This window comes from Janthinobacterium breve, assembly GCF_051380895.1.
Taxonomy (GTDB): domain Bacteria; phylum Pseudomonadota; class Gammaproteobacteria; order Burkholderiales; family Burkholderiaceae_D; genus Janthinobacterium.
Window position 1 is genome coordinate 38,924 of sequence record NZ_JBNYXY010000012.1, and the last position, 19,516, is coordinate 58,439.

Below are 19,516 nucleotides of genomic sequence, written 5' to 3' on the forward strand. Positions count from 1 at the left end.
GAGAAGCGCATGCACGCGAAATGGATCATCGGCGCTAGCTTGGCAGCCCTGGCCCTGTACCTGGTGCTGCGCCCGGGCGAGCCACCCGCCCCGCCGCAGGAAAAGGCGGAACCGGACCTGTTCGCGTTCGTGCGCTCGATGCAAGGCACGCGGCCAGACGGCAACGTGACGGTGGCCGCCGGCGACAAGCTGGTGGTCGACGCGGAACTGGGCCATCTGTTCGACTACTACCTGGCGGGCCTCGGTGAAAAGCCGCTGGCCGCCATCCGCAGCCAGATCGAGGCGGAACTGGACCGGCGCCTGGCGCCCGTCCCCGCCCGCGAAGCGAAACGCCTGCTGGGCGCGTATCTGGCCTACAAGCAGGCGCTGGCCGGCGCGGAACAGGCCTTGCCGGCGCAAGCCGATGCGGCCCTGGCCGCGCGCGCGCGCCTGCAAACGATGCGCGCGCTGCGCGGCAATTATTTTACGCCCGAGGAGAGCGCTGGCCTGTTCGGCGCCAGCGACGCGTATGACGACGATGCCGTGGCGCGCATGGCGATACTCGGCGATGCCACTTTGGACGAAGCGCAGCGCCAGGCGCAGCTGGCGGCGCTGGATCAACGGCTGTCGCCGGCCCAGCGCGCCGCGCGCGATGCGCCGCTGCAGGTGGCGCAGCTGGACGCCTCCGTCAAAACCCTGCGGGCACAGGGCGCCGGCGAGAATGAAGTCTACCGCCTGCGCGCCAGCACGTTCACGCCGGCGGCGGCAGCGCGCCTGGCGGAACTGGACCGCGAGGAATCGCAGTGGCAGCAGCGCATCATCGCCTATCAAGCGCTCAAGGCGCAGCAGGTCGGCCTGGCCGGCGGCGCGCAGGATGCGGCAGCACTGCAGCAGCTGCGCGACGCCAGTTTCACGCCGGACGAACAGCGCCGGCTGGGCGCCTACGAATAGGCATCAGGACAGCTGCGCCAGCAAAGCCGCCGCCGCCATCACGTCCATCGTCTCGCGCCCCTGCAGGTATCGCGCATGGACAGGGGCCAGCAAGGCATGCGCGGCGGCGCCGCGGCCTTGCGCCTGCATCACGGCCGCCAGGCTGGTGGCGCAGCGCAGCTCCCAGCCCGGCGCCTGCTGGCCCCTGGCCAGCTGCAGCGCCTCTTCCAGCTGCATGCGTACCGCTTCCAGGCCGGCCGCATCGCCTTGCGCCAGCGCCCGCCAGCGGTGATGCGCATCGCGACGCAGCACTTCCGGCGCGCTCCACGGCGCCTGCCCTGTGCGTGCGCGCCGCAGCGCCTGGCTATCGGCGGCGGCGTCGTGCAAGGTGGCCATCAAATCGATCTGTATCGGCCAGCTGCGCACCGAGGGCCAGGGAAACTCCGTCATCGCCTCGCCCGCATCGAGCAGGCGCTGGTAGGCGGCGCCCCAGGCGCTCCAGTACAGCAAGCCGTAGCGGGCCGCATGCTCGCACAGCAGGCAAGTCCAGGCATGCGCCTGTCCCTGCTGCCCGCACCACAGGGCGACGGGGATGGCATTGATGGCCAGCGCCACGCACAGCGTGACGCCATTGTGCTCGAAGCCCGCCGTCACCGCCTCGCGCGCCAGCGCCAGGGCGTCGTCGGGACGGCCCTGCATCCACAGGCAGCGCGCCAGCGTGCCACGCAGGCTAACCTGGTGATCGGCCAGCAAGGCATTGTTGAAGCCAAGCTGTCCGGCGCCCTCGCGGTGCGCCAGCACCATGCGCGCCAGCGCCGCCGACTGCGCGTACCGCCCGCGCAGATACTCGCCTGCCGAGCGCATGCGCGCCAGCACCAGGCGCATCGTCGTGTCGTCGCGCGCTGCGCACAGGACGGCAAGCTGCGCCACGTAATTGTCAGCGCCCTGAAAATCGGCCATCTTCAGGCTGCAGATCCACATGCCGCAAATCGCATCAAAGCGGCGGCTGACATCGTCCGTGCGCATGGCCAGCGCATAGCCGCGCTGGAACGAACGCAACATGGTGCCGGTGACGCCCTGCGTATGCAGCAGCAGGTGCGCCAGCGAGGCGTGCAGCTGCATCTCGCTGTCGGGGTCCTCCACCGCATGCGTGGCCATGCGCTTGAGCGCCCGCTCGACGCGCACGCGGTATTCATCCATCAGCGACAGCTGATAGAACAGGGTTTGCGCGGCCAGGGTCAGGGCCACGCCCAGCGCTACGTCGCCCTCCTCGCCGAAGGCCCAGTCGATGGCGGCGCGTAGGTCATCGACATGGCGGCCGTAGCGCGCGCTCCATTGCGCCGGCGGCATGCTTTCCCAGTCGGCGGCAATGCGTCCCGCCAGGCCAAGGCAATGGCGCGCATGGCGCAGCAGCACGGCACCGGCACCCCCGCTGGCCGACAGCAGCGCCGCAGCGTAGGCGCGCGTGGTGTCGAGCAGCCGGTAATACACATGCTGGCAGCAAAACTCGATGCTGACCAAGGACTTGGCGGCCAGGTCGGCCAGCGTGTCGAACACGTCGCATCCCGCCACGGCGCTGGCCGACTCCAGGCGGAAGCGGCTCTTGAACACGCTCAGCGCCTGCAGCACCTGGCGTTCTTGCGCATCGAGCAAGCCGTAGCTCCAGTCCAGGGTGGCGCGCAGGGTCTGGTGGCGCAAGGGCATGTTGCGCGCGCCGCGCGTGAGCAGGCGAAAGCGGTCATCGAGCTGGCGGCGCAATTCGTGCAAGCCGAAATGGCCGATGCGCCCGGCCGCCAGCTCCAGCGCCAGCGGGATGCCATCGAGGCGCCGGCAGATGTCCACCACCACCGGAACATCGGCGTCGGCCAGCACGAAAGCATCGTCGACAGCCGCGCAGCGTTCGCAAAACAGCTGCACCGCGGAGAAATGCCGGGCCGCCGCCGCATCGGGCACGGCATCGGCGGGCGGCAATTCCAGCGCGGGCAGGCGCAGCAACTGCTCGCTGGTGATGCGCAACGGCTCGCGGCTGGTGGCCAGCACATGCAGCAGCGGCGCGCCCTTGAGCAAGGCATCGGCCAGCGTGGCGGCAGCGCCGATCACGTGTTCGCAGTTATCGAGCACGATCAGCATGTGGCGCGGGCGCAAATAGGCCAGCAGGACCGGCATGGCCTCGCCAGCCGGCACCGCCACTCCCAGCGCCGTGGCCAGCGCCAGCGGCACCAGGCGGCCCTCATCCAGCGGTGACAGGTCGACGAAACACACGCCGTCGGCATAGCGGCGCAGCACGCGCGTGGACAGAACAACGGCCAGCGTGGTCTTGCCGATGCCGCCCGGACCGGCAATGCACAGCAGGCGCAATTGCAGCAGCTGGTTGGCCATCGTTTGCAGCGCCTCGGCGCGGCCCAGCATGCGCGTCAGCATGACGGGCAGGTTATGCCGTGGCTCGGCGCCAGCCGCACCGGGCGCCAGCCGGCCCGTGAGCGCCAGCGGCGCCAGGAAGCCGTAGCCGCGCCCGGGAATGGTCGTGATGTAGCGCTGGCCATCGCGGCCATCGCCGAGCGCCTTGCGCAGCGCCGCCAGATGCACGCGCAAGGTCGCGTCGTCCACCACGGCATGGGGCCAGACGATGGCCACCAATTCACGCTTGTCGACGATGTCGCCGGCGCGTTCCAGCAAGGCCAGCAGCAAGTCCATGGCCCTGCTGCCCAGGCGCAGCGCGCGCTCGCCCTCGAACAGCAGGCGTTCTAGCGGCAAAAGGCGAAACGGGCCGAAGACATAGGCCGGGACGGGACTGTTTATCATTCTTGCGTGGGGAAGAAAGTGTTAAAGCATGCGGCTTGCAGTGGCCCTATTTTACTGAGCATCCACGCCATGCCGTACAAGGCCGGCCGGCGCGCCAGCGGCCAGCAGCGCGGCCACGTCGGCCGCGGGCGCTGGCCGGTGCAGGTAAAAGCCCTGGACCTGGGGGCAGCCCAGGCGCCGAAGCTGCGCCAGCTGTTCGCCGTTTTCCACGCCCTCGGCCAGCACCTGCAAACCCAGGCCGCGCGCCAGCGCGATGGTCGAGGCGACGATCACCGTATCACTGCCTGCGCTGCCGCCGCCCACGTCGCGGATGAAGGAGCGGTCGATCTTGATGGTGTGAATCGGCAGCATCCTGACATGGCTGAGTCCTGAATGGCCGGTGCCATAATCGTCGAGCGAAATGGCCAGGCCCAGCGCGCGCAGCCGGCACAGCACCTGCGTCGCCTGCGCCATGTCGTCGATGCAGCAGCTTTCCGTCACTTCCAGCTCCAGCAGGCCGGGAGGAATGGCGTGCTGCTGCAGGCAGCGCAGCACGAAGTCCGGCAAGTGCGGCTGGCACAGCTGGCGCGCCGAGACATTCACCGCGACAGGCGCCAATGGCAGGCCCGCCGCGCGCCATTGCGCCAGTTGGCGGCAGGCGGCGTCGATGCCCCAGTTGCCCAGCGCGACGATGGCGTCCGTCTGCTCGGCCAGGCCGATGAATGCGTTCGGGTAAATCAGGCCGTGGTGCGGATGGTCCCAGCGCAGCAGCGCTTCCAGGCCAACCAGGCGCAGTTGCGCCGTATCGAACTTGCCCTGGTAGTGGAAGCAGAATTCGCCGTTGACGATGGCGCTGTCCAGGCGCGCCTGCAACTCCCGGCTGCGCGCCGATGCCAGGGGCTTGCCGCCTTGCCCATCGCGCGCCTGGCGCCGTCGCACCCTCCACAGCAAGGCGCAGCCCAGCGCCAGCGCCGTCAGCGCCACATGCCGCAGCTGCGCGCCGTCCAGCCAGATGCCCAGCGGCAGGCCGGCGGCCAGTGCAGCGCACAGCAGCGCCCGCGCCCGCGGGCCATGCCAGAACCTTGCCAGGCGCGCCACTAGGCCAGCAGGCGCGGCACGGCCGGCGCGCTGCGGCGTGGCAAAGTGTGCGCCGGCCCTTGATGCAGGCGAAATACGCTGACCACCTGCAGCAGGTTCGCCGCCTCGCCTTCCAGCGATTGCGATGCGGCCGCCGCTTCTTCCACCAGGGCGGCGTTCTGCTGCGTCACCTCGTCCATCTGCACCACCGCCTGGCTGACCTGGCCGATACCCGTGCTTTGCTCGGCGCTGGCGGCCGTGATGTCGGCCACCATCTGGCTGACCCGGCCCACGGCCGCCACCACTTCCTGCATGGTGGCGCCGGCCTGCGCGACCAGGGCTGCGCCCGCGTCAACCTGTCGGGTGGAATTGGCGATCAGGGCGCGGATATCGCGCGCCGCCGCCGCGCTGCGCTGCGCCAGGTTGCGCACTTCCGTCGCCACGACGGCAAAGCCGCGCCCCTGCTCGCCCGCGCGCGCCGCTTCCACGGCGGCATTCAGGGCCAGGATATTGGTCTGGAAGGCCAGCATGTCGATCACGCCGATGATGTCGGCAATCTGCGCCGAGGAAGCGCTGATGGCGTCCATGGTATGGATCACCTGCCCCACGGCCTGTCCGCCTGCGCCCGCGATGTTCGCCGCCTCGATGGCCAGCACGCTGGCATGGCGCGCATTGTCCGCATTCTGCTGCACGGTGGAGCTGAGTTCTTCCATCGCCGATGCGGTCTGTTCGAGCGCGCTGGCCTGCTCCTCGGTGCGCGACGACAGGTCGAGATTGCCAGCGGCGATCTGCGACGAAGCCGTAGCGATGGTGTCGGTGCCGCTGCGCACCTGCTGCACCACGTCGAACAGGTTGCCGTTCATGATGCACAGCGCGTCGAGCAGCTTGCCCGTTTCATCGCCGCCGTGGCGGCCGAAGGTCGATGTCAGGTCGCCGGCGGCCACGGTCTGCGCCACGGCCAGCGCGTGGTGCAGCGGATTGACGATGCTGCGCGTGACCAGCCAGGCGGTAACGAGCGAAAAGAGCACGGCCAGCACGCTCAGCGCCAGCATCATGTTGCGCGCCGTGGCATATTCCGCGTCCACCTGGGCGCCCGCCTCCTCCATCAAGTCATGCTGGTGCGTGATGAGCGTTTCCAGCGCCGCCAGGTAGCGCAGCTGCTCGCCGCGCACCGCGCCGAGCAGCAAACTGGTCGCTTCGTCGCGCGTGCCCTCTTCCAGCAGGGCCAGTACCTTGTCGCGCCCGCCGTTGAAGGCGGCGCGCGCCTGCGTCACGGCCACCATCAGCTTGCGGCCCTGCGGCGACTGCACCACTTTTTCCAGCTGCGCCAGTCCCTTTTCCGTGGCGTCGCCCGCCCTGGCGATGGTGGCGCGTTCCTGCGCCAGCTGCTGCGGCTCGCTCATCAGCAACAGGTTGCGCGAGGAGCGCGCGATGATGTTGACATTCTTGATGATGTCGTTGGCCAGCACGGTTTTCGGATATTTGTCATCGATCACGTCGCGCATGCGCAGTTCCAGGCTCGACAGGCGCAGCATGCCCAGCACGGCAGTCGCCAGCAGCAGCAAGGTCAACAATGCAAAGGAGCAGCGCAGGCGCGTGCCGATTTTCATATTTGCCATTTATTCGCATCCTTCAGTGTGGTGCATCGGTCTTGCGCCGGACTCGCATGCAAGGCTGACGGCAATGGCTGCCGCCTGCCACGAATGGCCGGACGTAACAGGCGAATGGGTCAGCCGGGATGTGGCCGAGGCGGGAACAACGGTGGTACGGCAGGCAGTGTGAGTTATCTCACAAGCAATGTCGCGTTAAGTTTTGAAAAGATTTGCTTAGATGGCAAAACAGCTATTTGCATAACGCTGTTTTTTTAGTAAGTAGTAACCGCAGTGCGCGTCTGTGGACGCATGTAAAAACGGCCGCACAAGGCGGCCGTCCGGTAGCGCATGCTGGCGCCGTCAATCCGTCAGAACACTTCCCACTCGTCGTCGCGCGGCGCGCTCTGGCGCTGGGACGGCACGGCGCGCAAGGCCGGGCGGCCTGCGGTGGGACGCGGCAGCGGACTCTTCGGCGCCGCGCTGGCCAGCACCGCGCGCGGCGCGGCTGCCTTCGCGCGCGCGGCAGCCGCCAGTGCGCCATCGAGCTTGAAGACGCTGACCACTTCGGCCAGCTGGCCCGATTGCTCCTGCAGCGATTCGGCCGCAGCGGCCGCCTCTTCCACCAGGGCCGCGTTTTGCTGCGTCACCTGGTCCATCTGGCCGATGGCCTGGTTGATCTGGTCGATACCCGAACTTTGCTCCTGCGTCGCCAGGCTGATTTCCGCCATGATGTCCGTCACGCGCTGCACGCTGGCGACGATTTCGGCCATCGTGTTGCCTGCCTCGGCCACCAGCTTGCTGCCCGCGTCGACCGCCACCACGGAGTCGCCGATGAGGGTCTTGATTTCCTTGGCCGCCGCCGCCGAGCGTTGCGCCAGGTTGCGCACCTCGGTGGCCACCACGGCAAAGCCGCGCCCCTGCTCGCCCGCGCGCGCCGCTTCCACGGCGGCATTCAGGGCCAGGATATTCGTCTGGAAAGCGATGCCGTCGATGACGGAAATGATATCGACGATCTTGCGCGAGGAATCGTTGATGGCGTCCATGGTCTCGACCACCTTGCCCACTACGGCCCCGCCTTTGACGGCCACGCCAGAAGCGCTCAGCGCCAGCTGATTGGCCTGCTGGGCATTGTCGGCATTTTGCCGCACGGTGGACGTCAGTTCTTCCATCGACGACGCCGTCTCTTCCAGCGAGCTGGCCTGTTCTTCGGTGCGCGAGGACAGGTCCAGGTTGCCGCTGGCAATTTCCGACGACGCCGTGGCGATGGTCTCCGTACCGCTGCGCACTTGGCCGACGATGTTGACCAGGCTGGAATTCATGTCTTTCAGCGCCTGCAGCAGATGGCCCGTTTCTTCCGTCGTGTGCACCTCGATCTGGCTGGTCAGGTCACCCGAAGCCACCGTTTGCGCCACTTTCACGGCCAGGTTGATCGGCTGCGTGATGGCGCGCGTGATGTAGGCGGCGCAAGCGATGCCCAGCGCCGCAGCCAGCACGCCCAGGATCAGCATCAGGCTTTCCGAGCGGATCACGGCCGCGCTGCCGTCCTTGACGCCGGCGTCGGCCACGCCGTTATTGAGCTTGATGATCTCATTGAGCGTGGCTTCTGCCTTGCCGAACACGCTGCGCGAATCCAGATACTGCTTGTAGAACGCCACGAACAACTCTTTCTGCCGCGGCTCGTCGCGGTTGTCGGCCAGCTGGCGCAGGATGGCACGCACCTTGTCGTCATCGCCCTTCCAGGCGGCCCATTCGTCCTGGAAGCGCTTCCACAGCACGGCTTCCTCCGGCGTTTGCGGCAGCGGCTCGTACAGCCTGCGACCGGCCTCGATATTGCTCCAGGCCTTGGTGCGCAGCTGCAGCGCTTCCGCGAACTTGTCTTGCGCCTGGTAATTATTTTCATAGATGGCGGCCGTCAGGGTGGCGGCGGCAACGGCCGTCTGGCCTTCGCTGATCATCATCAAGCCCTGGATCGACGGCAGGCGCACCACGCCGATTTCATTGACGGCGTTGCCCACGGTGGCGATGCCCGTGTAACCGCAAATGCCCACCACCAGCAAGGCCGCCATCATCACGGCGACGAGGGTCGCCAACTTCCATTTGATCAGTAAATTCTTAAACATGGCTAGGTCCTTTATAAAGTCACGACGACTGCTGGCGAGGTTCGGGCTGGCATGTTCGAGTAAAACAGCTGACATTTGTATAAAGGTGGCGGGGATGGGGCGTACGCTTCGTTACAATTGGCGAGATTTTATAATTGGAAGCATAGAGTAAAAATATGTTTCTGACTGATACATACTTGATACAAAACAAGATTTATTTCTTTACTGTGGCGCGTATTGCACAGCGGACAGAAAAAATGGCCTGTCGCCCTGCTTTGGTGCAATAAATGGCCGGGCGCCACTACTGGCTGCGCAGTTAATAGTCGTATAAGATGGTCAATACGCACACCTCAGGCACAGCATGGCTTATCCAATCGAACACAAACTGGTGATCGGGGTCGCTTCCAGCGCCCTGTTCGACCTGGCCGAATCACACCAGGTCTACCTCGACAACGGCCCCGAGGAATACCGCAAGTACCAGGAAACGCATATCGACACGGTCTTGCCACGCGGCGTGGCCTTCCCCTTCATCCGCCGCTTCCTGAACATCAACAAGCACTATCCGCGCCAGTCGCCCGTGGAAGTGGTGCTGTTTTCGCGCAATTCGCCGGAAACGGGCTTGCGCGTGATGCACTCAATCGCCCACTACGGCCTGGATATTTCGCGCGCCGCCTTCATGACGGGCAAGTCGCCCTACCCCTACCTGCCCGCCTTCAACGCCTCGCTCTTCCTCAGCGCGAATGAAGATGACGTGCGCAGCGCGCTGGCCTGCAACTATCCGGCCGGCCTGGTGCTGCCGTCGCGCACGGAAGACGACGAGAACGACGAAGAACTGCGCGTGGCCTTCGATTTCGACGGCGTGATCGCCGACGACGAAGCGGAAACCGTGTTCAAGCGCAACAATGACGTCGATGAATTCCACGCCCATGAAACCCTGAACGTGGGCACGCCGCACCGCCCCGGGCCGCTGGCCGACCTGTTCCAGAAGCTGGCTACCATGCAGCGCCTGGAAGAAAAGGCGCAACGGCGCGACCCCGGCTACAAGAAGATCCTGCGCATCGCCATCATCACAGCGCGCAACGCTCCCTCCCACGAACGGGTCGTGACGACCCTGAAAAGCTGGGGCGTGGCGGCCGACGAGACGTTTTTCCTGGGCGGCATGGACAAATCGCGGGTGCTGGCCGTGTTCAAGCCGCATATCTTCTTCGACGACCAGCTGAGCCACCTGAAATCGGCGGGCGGCACCATCCCCATGGTCCACGTCCCCTTCGGCATAGCGAATGCGCGCGCGGGATAAAACCTGCTGCGCGTCGCGCTTTGCGGCCTGCGATGCTCACCGTACTAACGTACGGCTGCGCTTCATGACCACAAATCGCTGCCGCTCGCGACGGTTTTCTCAAGCGCGGAGATAAGGGCAATGGTCTATAATCTCGCCTGTCAGCGCCGTCACTGGCGGCGCGGCGCGCACCACAGCTGTCCCACTCAACTGCCTCTGCCACTAGTGTCATCGCCTGCATGTCCTTAGACTTAAAAAAAGCCCTCCCCAAGCCCGGCAACCGTTATGCGCTGCCCGCCCTGTATGGTTCATCCGACGCCTATGCCCTGGCGCTGGCCGCGCTGGAATTGAAAGCGCGGGGCCAGATGCTGGCCGTGGTGGTGGCGCAGGCCAGCGACGGCCAGCGCCTGCTCGATGAAATACCGTGGTTTGGCGGCACGGAACTGCGCTGCCATTTGCTGCCGGACTGGGAAACGCTGCCCTACGACGCCTTTTCGCCGCACCAGGACCTGGTCTCCGAGCGCCTGGCCACCCTGCACGAAATCCAGACGCGCCAGTGCGACGTGCTGATCGTGCCGGCCACCACGGCGCTGGTGCGCCTGGCGCCGCCCTCCTTCCTGGCCGCCTATACCTTCTTCTTCAAGAAGGGCGAAAAGCTCGACGAAGCGCGATTGAAGTCGCAGCTGACCCTGGCCGGCTATAGCCATGTCTCGCAAGTGATGTCGCCGGGCGAATACTCGGTGCGCGGCGGCCTGCTCGACCTGTTTCCCATGGGTTCGGCCCTGCCCTACCGCCTGGACCTGTTCGGCGACACCATCGAGACCATCCGCACGTTTGACGCCGACACCCAGCGCTCGCTGTACCCCGTGCACGAAGTGCGCTTGCTGCCGGGGCGCGAATTCCCCATGGACGAAGCGGCGCGCACCACCTTCCGCAACCGCTGGCGCGAACAGTTCGAGGGCGACCCTTCGCGCTCCGTCGTCTACAAGGACATCAGCAGCGGCATCGCCTCGGCCGGCATCGAATACTATCTGCCCCTGTTCTTCGAACAGACGGCCACCCTGTTCGATTACCTGCCGCCGGACGCTTCGCTGGCCCTGGTGGGCGAGATCGACGCGGCCATCGGTCGCTTCTGGACCGATACCCAGTCGCGCTACCGCTTTTTGAAGGCGGACCGCGAGCGGCCGATTCTGCCGCCCGAATCGCTATTCCTGTCCGACGAGCAGTTCTTCGGTCTGGCCAAGCCCTACCCGCGCCTGGCCATCACGAAATCGAACGATGCGCTGGCGTCCGAACTGTCGGCGCCCGTGCCGAACATCGCCGTCAACCGCCGTGCCGACGATCCGCTGGCCAAGCTGCGCAGCTATCTGCTGCAAGCGGGCCGCCGCGTGATGATCTGCGCCGAATCGAACGGCCGCCGCGAAACCTTGCAGCAGTACTTCACCGAATACGATTTGCACCTGACGCCTGTGGAAGGCTGCGACGGCTTCCTGCAATCAAGCGCCAAGCTGATGCTGGGCGTAGCGCCGCTGCATGCGGGCTTCGAGCTGTACACGGCCGACGGCAACCTGGCGTTCATTACCGAGACGGAGCTGTATGCCGGTTCCGGCCGCCGGGTCGGAACAAAAAAACAGGAAGGCGTGACGCAGGTCGAGTCGATGGTGCGCGACCTGTCGGAGCTCAAAATCGGCGACCCTGTCGTGCACATCAACCACGGCATCGGGCGCTACATGGGCCTGACCAGCATGGACCTGGGCGAAGGCGAGACAGAGTTTTTGCACCTGGAATACGCCAAGGATACCAAGCTGTACGTGCCCGTATCGCAGCTGCATGTGATCTCCCGCTATTCGGGCGCCTCGCCGGAAGACGCGCCGCTGCACTCGCTCGGCTCGGGCCAGTGGGAAAAGGCGAAAAAGCGCGCGGCCGAACAGGTGCGCGACACGGCCGCCGAGCTGCTCAACCTGTATGCGCGCCGCGCCCTGCGCCAGGGCCATTCCTTCGAATTCTCCGCGCACGACTACCAGCGCTTCGCCGACAGCTTCGGCTTCGACGAGACGCCGGACCAGGCCGAGGCCATCCGCAACGTCATCAAGGACATGACCTCGGGTAAACCGATGGACCGCCTGGTATGCGGCGACGTCGGCTTCGGCAAGACGGAAGTGGCGCTGCGCGCCGCCTTCATCGCCGTCATGGGCGGCAAGCAGGTGGCCATCCTGGCGCCCACCACCCTGCTGGCCGAGCAGCATGCGCAAACCTTCGCCGACCGCTTCGCCGACTGGCCCGTGCGCATCGCCGAGCTGTCGCGCTTCCGCACCGGCAAGGAAATCACGCAAGCGTTCAAGGGCATGGCCGACGGCACCATCGATATCGTCATAGGCACGCACAAGCTGCTGTCCGATGACGTGAAGTTTACCCGTTTGGGCTTGGTCATCATCGACGAGGAACACAGGTTCGGCGTGCGCCAGAAGGAAGCCTTGAAGGCCTTGCGCGCGGAAGTGGACGTACTGACCCTGACAGCCACGCCGATTCCCCGTACCCTGGGCATGGCGCTGGAAGGCTTGCGCGACTTTTCCATCATCGCCACGGCGCCGCAAAAGCGCCTGGCCATCAAGACGTTCGTGCGCAGCGAGGGCGAAGCCATCATCCGCGAAGCCTGTTTGCGCGAACTGAAACGCGGCGGCCAGATCTACTTCCTGCACAATGAGGTGGAAACCATCCAGAACCGCCTGGCCATGCTGACGGAGCTGCTGCCGGAGGCCCGCATCGCCGTGGCGCATGGCCAGATGCACGAGCGCGACCTGGAAAAGGTCATGCGCGACTTCGTCGCCCAGCGGTTCAATATTTTGCTGTGCACGACAATCATTGAAACGGGCATCGACGTGCCGACGGCGAACACCATCATCATGCACCGTGCCGACAAGTTCGGCCTGGCGCAGCTGCACCAGCTGCGCGGCCGGGTCGGGCGCTCGCATCACCAGGCCTACGCCTACCTGCTGGTGCACGACGTGCAGGGGCTTACAAAACTGGCGCAGCGCCGCCTGGACGCCATCCAGCAGATGGAAGAACTGGGCAGCGGCTTTTACCTGGCCATGCACGACCTGGAAATCCGCGGCGCCGGCGAGGTGCTGGGCGAGAGCCAGTCGGGCGAGATGACGGAAATCGGCTTCCAGCTGTATTCGGACATGCTCAACGAAGCCGTGCGCTCGCTGAAGGCCGGCAAGGAGCCGGACCTAGCCGCGCCGCTGGCGTCGACGACGGAGATCAACCTGCACGTGCCGGCCCTGCTGCCGGCCGACTTCTGCGGCGACGTGCACGAGCGCCTGTCAATCTACAAGCGCCTGGCCAACTGCGCCACGCAGGAGAAGATCGACGATATCCAGGAAGAGCTGATCGACCGCTTCGGCAAGCTACCCGATCCCGTGAAAGCGCTGATCGAGACGCACCGCCTGCGCATCGCGGCGAAAACCGTGGGCATCGTCAAGATCGACGTGCATGGCGAGGCGGCCACCTTGCAATTCATGGCCAAGCCCCCCATCGACCCGATGCGCATCATCGACTTGATCCAGAAGAACCGCCATATCAAGCTGCATGGCCAGGACAAGCTGAAAATCACGGCCGCCATGCCTGACCTGGCCGCTCGCGTGACGCAGATCAAGACCACCATCAAGCAATTGACGGTGTAAACTCAGATAACTTTAAGTAGGACTGCTCCATGACCAACACGACTTCCATCACCATGAATCTGATCCTGCAGGGTCTCGACGGCGACATGGCCAGGCTGGAGCGCATCGCCGCCCTGGCCGCGCCGACGTCCATCACGCGCTTGGGACCGAACGCCGTGCGCTGCGAAAAGATCGCCTATTCGCCCGCGCTGCGCCCCACCATCGAAGTGGCGGCGCAGGCAGCGCAGCTGGACGCCACCTACATGATGGGACAGCGCGAACTCAGTGAATTCAAGCTGGTGGCGATGGACATGGATTCGACCCTGATCACCATCGAGTGCATCGATGAAATCGCCGACATGCAGGGTTTGAAACCGCAGGTGGCGGCCATCACGGAAGCGGCCATGCGCGGCGAACTCGATTTTGCCGCCAGCCTGAAGCAGCGCGTGGCCCTGCTCGAAGGCCTCGATGCGTCGGCCCTGCAGCGCGTCTACGACGAGCGCCTGAAACTGTCGCCGGGCGCGCAAACCATGCTGGCGGCCGTGCAGAAGGCCGGCCTGAAAACCCTGCTGGTCTCGGGCGGTTTTACTTTCTTTACGGAACGCCTGAAACAGCGTCTGGGTCTCGATTACACGCACGCGAACGAACTGGAAATCGTCGACGGCAAGCTGACGGGCAAAGTCATCGGCGGCATCGTCGACGCCGAGGAAAAGCAGCGCACGGTGGAGCGCGTGTGCGCGGAGCTGGGCATTACGCCATCGCAAGCCATCGTCATGGGCGACGGCGCCAACGACTTGAAAATGATGGGCATCGCCGGCCTGTCAGTTGCCTTCCGCGCCAAACCCGTGGTGCGTTCGCAGGCCGATGTGGCGCTGAACTTTGTGGGCCTCGATGGCTTGCTGAACGTATTGACCTGACTTGGCGTATGGCGGCGCGCGCACGGTGGCAAATTTTTGCTATATTGCAAACTTGTGAATACCAAGCTTGCTCATCGTGAAAGAACACCGCATGCCGCCATCGCTGCCAGAAGAAATACAACGCCACCTGGACTTGTTTGTCACCGCCGCGCAGAGGGCCTTTGGTGATGACCTTGCCGCCGCCGTGCTGTTTGGCTCGGCAGCCGATGGCCAGTTGCGCGCCACGTCCGACGTCAACCTGCTGTTGCTGCTCAAGCACTTTACGCCGCAGGCGGCCGATGCACTGCGCGGGCCCTTGCGCCTGGCGCACGCCGCCATCGATTTGCAGGTGATGTTCCTGCTCGAAAGCGAGTTGCCGCAAGCCGCCGACGCCTTCGCCGTCAAGTTTGCCGATATCATTGCGCGCCATCGAGTCCTGCTGGGCGTCGATCCTTTCGCCAGCCTGCACACCAGCCGCGACGCCGTGCTGCGCCGGCTGCGGCAAGTGCTGCTGAACCAGCAGGTGCGCATGCGCGAACGGTATCTACTCCTCAGCCTGAACGAAGAACAGCTGGCCGGCGCCATCGCAGCCGCAGCCGGCCCCCTGCGCTCGGCCGCGGCGTCGCTGGCGCAGCTGGAGGGCAAGTCTGCGCTATCCGGCAAGCAGGCATTCGAAGCGTTTGTCGTCCAGCTGGGCGACCCGGCCCTGCACGCGGCCCTGCAAGCCATGTCGGCAGCGCGCGAAACGGCGCGCCTGGCGCCAGGGCAGGCCCTGCCCGCATTTACGGGCCTGATGACGATTACCGAGCGCTTGCGCGAACACGCAGAGTCGATGCGGTGAACGGCTACAATCCATTTGACTGGAGCGGGCCGTGGTTCCTGCTGGCCTACCTGATCTTCGGCGTGTTTGTGTATTACAGCGTGCGCGAGCTGCTGATCCGCCAGGAATTGCGTAATCCGCACGCCCAGCTGTCGCTGGCCGATGATCCCTACCGCATCGCCTTATTGCGCGGCGGCGCGCCCGAAGCCGTGAAAATTGCTGCCATCGTGCTGGTCGACCGCGGCTTGCTGCGCGCCGATGGCCCGCTGCTGGAAACGGCCAGCGGCGACAGCCTGCGCTTCGCCAGCCATGACATCGAACGCGACGTGCTGCGGCTGTACCTGGGCCGCCAGGGCCACAGCAAGGAACTGGCCGTGCAGGCCGACATGCTGCCATCGTGCCGCGCCTACCTGGACACCTTGACGCAGCAGGAATTGCTGGTCGGCCCGCCGCTGCTGCGCCGACGCGAACGCATCACCTGGGTCGCGCACTACCTGCTGCTGACGGTGGCCGCCGTCAAGGCCATCATCGCCATCAGCCGCCAGCACTACAACCTGCTGTTCCTGGCGCTGCTGCTGGCAATATTCCTGCTCATGCTGCGCGGCTTGCGCACCCAGTCGACCAGCTGGAGCGCGCAGCGGCTGCTGACCGATCTGCGCATGCTGTTTGGCCGGCTGAACATGCGCGCATCGCGCCTGCAGGCGGGCAGCAGCAGCGGCGACATGGCACTGCTGGCGGCCATCTTCGGCATCGGCGCCCTGCCGCCGTCGGTGTACGCGTATGTCGCCGAGCTGTACCCGGTACCCCGGCAAAGCACGGGCAGCGACGCGTCGTCCGGCGGCACGGGCGACTCGGGCGGCTCCTCCCCGGGCGGCGACGGCGGCGGCTCTTCGTGCGGCAGCGGCTGTGGCGGTTGCGGCGGTGGCGGCGGCTGTGGCAGTTAGCACGGAGGCCGCACGCGACCGCGTCGGCCTGGGTTGGCGCGGCGAACTGGCTTCCGGCATCTTGTCCAACCTGGCCCACATCGACGTGCTGGAAGTGATCGCCGACGATTACTACCGCGCCTCGCGCGCCGGCATCGCCGCCTTGAGCAGCCTGGCGCGCCAGGTGCCCGTCAGCCTGCACGGCGTGGGCATGGGGCTGGCATCAAGCATTCCCGCCGACCCGCGCCGGCTACATGCGATGGCGCGCCTGATGAAAGAGGTGCAGGCGGATTCGTGGTCCGAGCACCTGAGTTTCGTGCGCGCCGGCGGCGTCGAAATCGGACACCTGGCGGCGCCGCCGCGCACGCTGCACAGCGCCGCCGGCGCGGTGGCCAATATCGCGCTGGCCACCCGCATCGTCGGCAGCGCGCCGCTGATGGAAAACATCGCCACTCTGGTCGACCCGCCGGCCAGCACCTTGGACGAAGCCGAGTGGCTGGCGCGTATCCTTGACGGCGCGCAAGTGCCGCTGCTGCTGGATTTGCACAATCTGTATGCGAATGCCGTCAATTTTGGCGAAGAGCCGGAGCAACTGCTGCTGCGCCTGCCCCTGTCCAGGGTCGGCGCCGTGCACCTGAGCGGTGGCCACTGGATAGCTGCGCCGGGCGGCGGCCAGCGCTTGCTGGACGACCATCTGCACGACGTGCCGCCCGCCGTCTTCGCTTTATTGACCTTGCTGGCGCGCCATGCGCCCCAGCCCTTGACGGTGATCGTCGAGCGCGACGGCAATTACCCGTCGTTCGACCATGTGCTGGGCCAGCTGGAGCTGGCGCGCGCTGCCTTGCGCGCGGGGCGGTGCGCATGAGTTCCGCAGCACTCGAAACCTATTTGGCAAGGCTCTACACGGACGACGCCCTGCGTGACGCCTTCCTGCTCGATCCCCGTACTCAAGCCTTGCTGCATGGCTTGTCGCCGCAGGAAGCCGGCGCGATGGCGGCGATGGACCGCATCGGCCTGCAGATGGCAGCGGCGAGCTATCGCGCCAAGCAGGCCGGGCGCGCCGAACATGGCAGCCAGGCCAGGCCGGTGCAACGCTGGTGGCGCCGGCTGCTGCAAGTCTGGCGCTGACGGCCCGCCACAGCTGCTACAGCTGCCATAGCCGCAGCGGCAGCAGCCCCCACCAGGCCAGCACCAGCAGCAGTTGCAGCGCCGCCAGCAAGGCGACCCAATCCCATTTCGCCCACGAGCCTGCCTCGGCTGCCGTGCCGCGGCTGCGCCAGCAGCGCGCCAGGCCAAACGCCACGGCCAGCGGCAGCGCACCCGTGAGCGTAGCCAGCAGCACGCTTGCCACGGTGACATCACCCAGGCGAAGGTAAGACTGGAAATAGAACAGCGGCATGGGCAGGAGCAGCGACAACAGCGACAGCAGGGGCGCGAACAGATGGTCGCCCCGCCCCAGGCTGCGCAGCGCGGCGCGCCAGACGCCCACCAGCAGCACATATAGCAAGCCAGCCACGCCCAGCGCCAGGCTGCCCCACAATACCAGCATGCGCAGCATCGACACCCGCTCATAGCTGCGCAAGCCGTCGCTGAGGATATGCTTGCCATCCTCTTGCATCAGCACATGCGATGGCGTGCTGCGGTCGCTGGCGCGGAATAGCAAGCCACCCACCGGTTCCAGTTCCTTCGGCTCGCCCTGGAACGGGATCAGGAACAGCGACTCGCCATCCCATTTCAGGCGCGTAAAGCCGAAGACGGCATCGACCCAGGCCATGCTGGCCATGGGACTGGGCGACGGCACGTACACGCCCTGCCAGTTTTCCACCGTGGGCGCGGGCGTGCCATGCGGGGCCGGCGCGCGCAACGGCAGCTCCAGGTCGCGCAGCAGCAGGCGGTTGAAGCGTTCATAGTCGGCCTGCTCCGCATCCGTGTTGAAGGCCACGAAGAAGGCGCTGTCCTGCTCCGGATAGATGCACAGCATGGCGCGAAAACCCACGGCCGTGCCGGGGTGGCAGGCGCCCACCACATTGTGGCGGTCGCGCGCAGCCAGGGCCAGGCCGTGGCCCGTTTCCAGGCCCGCCTGCGCCGCATCCGTGCCGGCCGGCTCGGACAAGGCGCCCATCAGCGCCAAATCGATGAAGCGCTTGTCCTGCAGCTTGCCATCGCCCATCAGGAATTGCGCCAGCTTGCCCATGTCGGCCGCCGTGGTGGTAAATTGCGCAGCCGGACGCAAATACTGGGGCACGGCCGGCTGCGCCACGCCATGCTCGAAGTGGCCCATGGCCAGGTGCGGGTCCGCGTGCGCGCCCGTCTGCGTGACGAAAGCAAACGTGCTGTCCGCCATGCCCAGCGGCTGCAGCAGCTGCGCATCGAGGTAGCGCTCGTACGGCTGGCCCGTGACCTTCTCGATCACCATGCCCAGCAAGCCATAGCCCATGTTCGAATACGCGTAACGACTGCCGGGCCGCGCCCGCACGCGCAGCAGATTGCGGCCGCCATCGAAAGCGGCGGCCAGTGGAGTGTCCGGCGCCGGGTTCAGGCTGAACGCCTGCCAGAAGCGCACATTATCGAGGCCGGACGTATGCGCCAGCAGGTGGCGGATGCGCACAGGATCGCTGGCTTGCCACGGGTTTTTCAGCGCCAGTTCCGGCAGCACCTGCTGCAAGGGCGTGTCGAGCGTGAGCCGGTCTTCGCTGATCAGGCGCAAGACGCCCAGCGCCAGCGCCACCTTGCCCACGGAACCCACTTGTACGCGCGTGTCCGCCTGCATGGGCATGTGCTTGGCGGCATCGCGCAAGCCGGATGCGCCGACTTTGACTGTTCCATCTGGCAAGACTTCGCTCCAGACGGCGCCCGCCAGGCCCTCCTCCTTCAAGCCGGAAGCAAACTCCGCCTCCAGCGTAGGGCCGGCGGCATGGGCCAGCGTGGCGCACAGCAGCAAGGCCGGCAAGGGAAAGCTACGACGCAGCCATGTTCTGGCGCGCGCGGCCCAGGTGGGATGTGGATATGCTTTCAACAATGTCTTTCGCCTTTTTCCATGGACTGCGCTCCCGCGCAAATAGCTTGTTACAATAAAAACTTGAGCAAACAATCAAGCGGGAGCCTGCATGTCACAAGATATTATTCTCGATACCCGACTCCAGCAGACCAAAAACCTGGCCTGGTGGTTGTACCTGATACATGGCGCCAGCTTTGTGTTTTCGCTGGGTGCGTTTTCCTTCATTCCGCTCATCATCAATTATGTGAAGCGGGACGAGGCGGCCGGGACCTTCGTGTACAGCCATCACAGCTGGATGATCCGTTCCTTCTGGTGGTATGTGGCCTGGATCGTCGTCGGCGCCATCCTGTGGATCACGCTGATCGGCATTCCGCTGGCGCTCGTCGTGTGGGGCGTGGCCTGGCTGTGGAAAGCCTACCGCTTGCTGCGCGGCTTCCTCGACCTGAACAACAATACCCCCGTGCCCATGTAAAGGGGGCTTCG

Annotated in this window: 14 protein-coding genes; 9 read left to right on the forward strand and 5 right to left on the reverse strand. The window is 65.8% G+C overall.

Annotated features, from left to right (window positions below):
* Positions 1–9 precede the first annotated feature (9 nt).
* Positions 10–930 (forward strand): lipase secretion chaperone, encoded by a 921-nt coding sequence (locus ACQ4W0_RS23675; RefSeq protein WP_436578977.1) that lies wholly within the window; start codon positions 10–12, stop codon positions 928–930.
* A gap of 3 nt (positions 931–933) precedes the next feature.
* Here the strand turns inward: ACQ4W0_RS23675 and ACQ4W0_RS23680 are convergent, their stop codons facing one another.
* The 4 genes from ACQ4W0_RS23680 to ACQ4W0_RS23695 all read right to left on the reverse strand — a co-directional run bounded on the left by ACQ4W0_RS23680 (position 934) and on the right by ACQ4W0_RS23695 (position 8,479).
* A complete protein-coding gene (locus tag ACQ4W0_RS23680) occupies positions 934–3,711 on the reverse strand; it encodes an ATP-binding protein (protein ID WP_436578978.1) in 2,778 nt (925 codons plus the stop codon).
* 51 nt (positions 3,712–3,762) lie between these two features.
* Positions 3,763–4,788 (reverse strand): putative bifunctional diguanylate cyclase/phosphodiesterase, encoded by a 1,026-nt coding sequence (locus ACQ4W0_RS23685; protein WP_436578979.1) that lies wholly within the window; start codon positions 4,786–4,788, stop codon positions 3,763–3,765.
* Complete coding sequence (locus ACQ4W0_RS23690; protein ID WP_436578980.1) at positions 4,788–6,386, reverse strand: methyl-accepting chemotaxis protein; 1,599 nt, start codon at positions 6,384–6,386, stop codon at positions 4,788–4,790. Before ACQ4W0_RS23690 ends, ACQ4W0_RS23685 begins: the two co-directional genes overlap by 1 nt.
* A gap of 341 nt (positions 6,387–6,727) precedes the next feature.
* Complete coding sequence (locus tag ACQ4W0_RS23695) at positions 6,728–8,479, reverse strand: methyl-accepting chemotaxis protein (protein ID WP_436578981.1); 1,752 nt, start codon at positions 8,477–8,479, stop codon at positions 6,728–6,730.
* Between the two features lie 340 nt (positions 8,480–8,819).
* Here ACQ4W0_RS23695 and ACQ4W0_RS23700 point away from each other — a divergent pair, with 340 nt between their 5' ends.
* From ACQ4W0_RS23700 to ACQ4W0_RS23730, 7 genes are all read left to right on the forward strand, one after another.
* Positions 8,820–9,755 (forward strand): 5'-nucleotidase, encoded by a 936-nt coding sequence (locus ACQ4W0_RS23700; protein WP_436578982.1) that lies wholly within the window; start codon positions 8,820–8,822, stop codon positions 9,753–9,755.
* A gap of 218 nt (positions 9,756–9,973) precedes the next feature.
* Complete coding sequence (gene mfd, locus ACQ4W0_RS23705) at positions 9,974–13,417, forward strand: transcription-repair coupling factor (protein WP_436578983.1); 3,444 nt, start codon at positions 9,974–9,976, stop codon at positions 13,415–13,417.
* Between the two features lie 53 nt (positions 13,418–13,470).
* Positions 13,471–14,313, forward strand: coding sequence for a phosphoserine phosphatase SerB (gene serB, locus ACQ4W0_RS23710; protein ID WP_436579173.1), 843 nt, complete (start codon positions 13,471–13,473; stop codon positions 14,311–14,313).
* A gap of 91 nt (positions 14,314–14,404) precedes the next feature.
* Positions 14,405–15,133: a hypothetical protein gene (locus ACQ4W0_RS23715; protein ID WP_436578984.1), complete on the forward strand. Its 729-nt coding sequence runs from the start codon at positions 14,405–14,407 to the stop codon at positions 15,131–15,133.
* Positions 15,130–16,056 (forward strand): TIGR04222 domain-containing membrane protein, encoded by a 927-nt coding sequence (locus tag ACQ4W0_RS23720; RefSeq protein ID WP_436578985.1) that lies wholly within the window; start codon positions 15,130–15,132, stop codon positions 16,054–16,056. The genes ACQ4W0_RS23715 and ACQ4W0_RS23720 overlap by 4 nt, the downstream gene beginning before the upstream one ends.
* Positions 16,046–16,900: an MbnB/TglH/ChrH family RiPP precursor modification enzyme gene (locus ACQ4W0_RS23725; protein ID WP_436578986.1), complete on the forward strand. Its 855-nt coding sequence runs from the start codon at positions 16,046–16,048 to the stop codon at positions 16,898–16,900. The genes ACQ4W0_RS23720 and ACQ4W0_RS23725 overlap by 11 nt, the downstream gene beginning before the upstream one ends.
* Positions 16,897–17,163 carry a hypothetical protein gene (locus tag ACQ4W0_RS23730; protein ID WP_436578987.1) on the forward strand — a complete coding sequence of 89 codons (267 nt, stop codon included), beginning with the start codon at positions 16,897–16,899 and terminating at the stop codon, positions 17,161–17,163. The genes ACQ4W0_RS23725 and ACQ4W0_RS23730 overlap by 4 nt, the downstream gene beginning before the upstream one ends.
* Positions 17,164–17,179: 16 nt before the next feature.
* Here ACQ4W0_RS23730 and ACQ4W0_RS23735 read toward each other — a convergent pair whose 3' ends face one another.
* On the reverse strand, positions 17,180–19,051 hold the full coding sequence (locus tag ACQ4W0_RS23735) for a serine hydrolase domain-containing protein (protein ID WP_436578988.1): 1,872 nt from the start codon (positions 19,049–19,051) through the stop codon (positions 17,180–17,182).
* Positions 19,052–19,142: 91 nt separating this feature from the next.
* Between ACQ4W0_RS23735 and ACQ4W0_RS23740 the strand changes: the two genes are divergently transcribed.
* A complete protein-coding gene (locus ACQ4W0_RS23740) occupies positions 19,143–19,505 on the forward strand; it encodes a DUF4870 family protein (RefSeq protein ID WP_436578989.1) in 363 nt (120 codons plus the stop codon).
* Positions 19,506–19,516 lie beyond the last annotated feature (11 nt).

Bases quoted from the DNA above. Each gene is read 5' to 3' on its own strand.
- ACQ4W0_RS23675 (WP_436578977.1), top strand. From the start codon at position 10: ATGCACGCGAAATGGATCATCGGCGCTAGCTTGGCAGCCCTGGCCCTG.
- ACQ4W0_RS23680 (WP_436578978.1), bottom strand. From the start codon at position 3,711: ATGATAAACAGTCCCGTCCCGGCCTATGTCTTCGGCCCGTTTCGCCTT.
- ACQ4W0_RS23690 (WP_436578980.1), bottom strand. From the start codon at position 6,386: ATGGCAAATATGAAAATCGGCACGCGCCTGCGCTGCTCCTTTGCATTG.
- ACQ4W0_RS23695 (WP_436578981.1), bottom strand. From the start codon at position 8,479: ATGTTTAAGAATTTACTGATCAAATGGAAGTTGGCGACCCTCGTCGCC.
- ACQ4W0_RS23700 (WP_436578982.1), top strand. From the start codon at position 8,820: ATGGCTTATCCAATCGAACACAAACTGGTGATCGGGGTCGCTTCCAGC.
- mfd (WP_436578983.1), top strand. From the start codon at position 9,974: ATGTCCTTAGACTTAAAAAAAGCCCTCCCCAAGCCCGGCAACCGTTAT.
- serB (WP_436579173.1), top strand. From the start codon at position 13,471: ATGAATCTGATCCTGCAGGGTCTCGACGGCGACATGGCCAGGCTGGAG.
- ACQ4W0_RS23715 (WP_436578984.1), top strand. From the start codon at position 14,405: ATGCCGCCATCGCTGCCAGAAGAAATACAACGCCACCTGGACTTGTTT.
- ACQ4W0_RS23730 (WP_436578987.1), top strand. From the start codon at position 16,897: ATGAGTTCCGCAGCACTCGAAACCTATTTGGCAAGGCTCTACACGGAC.
- ACQ4W0_RS23740 (WP_436578989.1), top strand. From the start codon at position 19,143: ATGTCACAAGATATTATTCTCGATACCCGACTCCAGCAGACCAAAAAC.